We start from the raw sequence: 2,692 nt of genomic DNA, 5'->3' as shown, positions 1-2,692 counted from the left end.
TCCGGGACTGGCACGATCTGGTCCTGCTCGCCCCAGAGGAGGGTGACGGGGCAGTCGAGACCGGCCAGCAGCGCACGGATTGACTGCAACTGGCCGTCTTCATTGGCGATGGTGTCGGCGATCGCCGACAGTGCCTCGGGCACACCTTCGAGACGCTTGAAGCGCAAGGTGCCCTCGACCATGTCGTTGGTGATCTTGGAGGGATCGGCAAACAGCCGCTCAAGCACGTTCAGAAGTGGGCGCCGCCGCTCGGCGGCGATGAAGTCGACGAGAAAGTCGCGGTTCATCTGCTTGCTCAAGCCGATCGGCGCGATCAATGTCAGCGAAGCAACCCGCGACGGCTGGTCGGCTGCGATCCTTGCCGCGACGGCGCCGCCGAAGGAGTGGCCGACGAGATGGAGCTTGCCGGGGACGAGATCCTGAACTGCGGCGCTGACGGCTGATGCGATCTTGGCAAGGATGTCGCCGCTGTCGACGGGCGACGAAGCGCCGTGACCCGGCAGATCGACCGCGATCGTGCGGATCTTCTCGGCCAGCGGCGGCTGGTTGAACAGCCAGGTCGACAGGTCGCCGCCGAAACCGTGCAGGAACAACACGACATCATCGCTCGCTTCGCCGGCTTCGAGCAGGTTGATCGTGCCGCCCTCGACATCGACGGTGCGCGGCGCGGCTATGCCTGCGTCGCCCTCTGCGCCCGAACCCAGTCGATCGGCATAGGTTTCGATAAAGGCGTCGATCTCTTCTGTAGTGGCGGCCTCGTCGGTGATGACGCCGGCCAGCGCCCCAACCGGCGCCGTCGTGCCTTGCGGCAGCACGATGCGGCGCAAGGTACCGCTTGCCGCTGCTTCGAGGACGTTGGTGACCTTCGTCGTCTCGATTTCGAGGATTTCCTGACCGCGGGCGATGGTATCGCCCTCATTGACCATCCATTGGGTGATCGTGCCTTCGGTCATCGTCATTCCCCATTTGGGAACGGTGACAGCTTCGATAAGCGACATGGGAGTTACCTCTTCACAATGGATCTGGCGGCCTTCGCCACGGCTTCGGGCGTCGGGATATAGGCGTCTTCAAGATTGGGAGCGTAGGGAACCGGCGTGTGCGGCGCCGTCACCAGCTTGATCGGCGCCTTCAGCGCGTCGAAGCATTTGTCGGCAAAGAGAGCGGAGATGTCGGTCGCAACGCTGCACCGCGGATTGGCCTCGTCGACGATGACGACGCGGCCGATCTGCTCGGCGACTTCAAGCAACGTGTCCTCGTCCAGGGGCGACGTGGTGCGGGGGTCGACGATGCAGGCGGAGATGCCTTCCGAAGCAAGCTGTCGGGCCGCTTCTTCGGCAACACCCACCATTCGTCCAATCGCAACGATCAGCACATCCTTGCCGTCGCGCACGACGCGGGCTTCGCCGAATGGGATGGTGTAGGACGCGTCGGGCACCTCGCCGACGGTGTCGTAGAGCATCTTGTGCTCCAGGAAAATGACCGGGTCATCGTCGCGGATCGCCTGCAGCAAAAGACCCTTGGCGTCGTAGGGATTAGACGGAATGACGACCTTCAGACCCGGGATATGGGTGAAGATCGGATAAAGCGCCTGGGTGTGCTGGGAACCGGAACGGCTGCCGGCGCCATAGGTGGCGCGGATGACGAGCGGCGTCTTGGCGCGACCGCCGAACATGTAGCGGAACTTTGCAGCCTGGTTCATGATCTGGTCGAGGCAGACGCCGGCAAAGTCGACAAACATGATTTCGGCGATCGGGCGCAAACCGGTCAAGGCGGCGCCGGCGGCTGCACCGATGAAGGCCGCTTCGCTGATCGGCGTGTCGCGGATGCGCTCCGCGCCAAACGCATCGAGCAATCCCCGTGTCACGCCGAAAGGCCCGCCCCACGCGTCTTTCACGCCATTGGCTCCGGCGCCGCCTGTCAGGTCCTCACCCATCATGATCACGCTCGGATCACGGGCCATTTCCGAATGAAGAGCCTCGTTGAGGGCTTGGCGGAAGGATTTCTTGGGCATGATCGTCGTCCTTACAGATACTTGACGTAGACGTCGGTGGTGAGGGCCGACAAGGGCGGGAACGGTGCGGCACGCGCGGCAGCGACAGCGCGATCGATCTCGGCTTCCACCGCCTGATCGACGGCATCGAGTTCGGCATCGTCGAGCAGCGACACCTCGTTGACGCGCTTGCGGAAATTGATCAGGCAGTCACGCTCCCGGCGCATCGCCGCTTTTTCCTCGGGCGTGCGATAGTTGTCGGGGTCGCCGCTATAGTGGCCGTAGTAGCGCGGTACATGGACGTGCAGCATCGTCGGTCCACCGCCGTTGCGGGCGCGGGCAATCGCTTCGCCGGCCGCTTCATAGACGCTGAACACATCTGTGCCGTCGACCTCTATGGCCGGAATGTCATAGCTTTCCGCCCGGCGCGTGAAGCTGCCGGCCGACACATACTCATTGGCTGTGGCTTCGCCAAAACCATTGTCCTCGATGACGAAGACGATCGGCAGCATCCAGATCTTGGCAAGGTTGAAGCTCTCGGACATGACGCCTTCGTTCATCGCGCCGTCGCCGGCAAAAGCAACCGCCACGTGGTTTTTGCCCAGGAGCTTGGCGCTTAACGCGGCGCCGCAGGTGATCGGCGCACCCGCCGCAACGATCCCGTTGGCACCCAGCATGCCCTTGCGCAGATCGGCAATGTGC

The 2,692-nt window shown here is 63.4% G+C and carries 3 protein-coding genes; all 3 read right to left on the bottom strand.

What is annotated here, in order from left to right; all coding sequences use genetic code 11:
• The coding region (locus ACSQ2W_RS27275) for an acetoin dehydrogenase dihydrolipoyllysine-residue acetyltransferase subunit (RefSeq protein WP_436089293.1) at nucleotides 1-998 on the bottom strand (998 nt) is incomplete at its 3' end.
• A 5-nt stretch (nucleotides 999-1,003) separates the two neighbouring features.
• Nucleotides 1,004-2,011: an alpha-ketoacid dehydrogenase subunit beta gene (locus ACSQ2W_RS27270; protein WP_436089292.1), complete on the bottom strand. Its 1,008-nt coding sequence runs from the start codon at nucleotides 2,009-2,011 to the stop codon at nucleotides 1,004-1,006.
• An 11-nt stretch (nucleotides 2,012-2,022) separates the two neighbouring features.
• Nucleotides 2,023-2,692: thiamine pyrophosphate-dependent dehydrogenase E1 component subunit alpha (locus ACSQ2W_RS27265; RefSeq protein WP_436089291.1), on the bottom strand; the 670-nt coding region annotated here is incomplete at its 5' end.

The organism is Pararhizobium sp. LjRoot255, from assembly GCF_964252905.1.
In the GTDB taxonomy this organism is placed as follows: Bacteria; Pseudomonadota; Alphaproteobacteria; order Rhizobiales; family Rhizobiaceae; genus Pararhizobium.
The sequence above is the reverse complement of the archived record's forward strand: the minus strand, read 5'-3'. Positions and strand labels throughout refer to the sequence as shown.

Excerpts from the sequence above, each read along its gene's own strand:
- ACSQ2W_RS27270 (WP_436089292.1), bottom strand. The coding sequence starts at position 2,011 with ATGCCCAAGAAATCCTTCCGCCAAGCCCTCAACGAGGCTCTTCATTCG.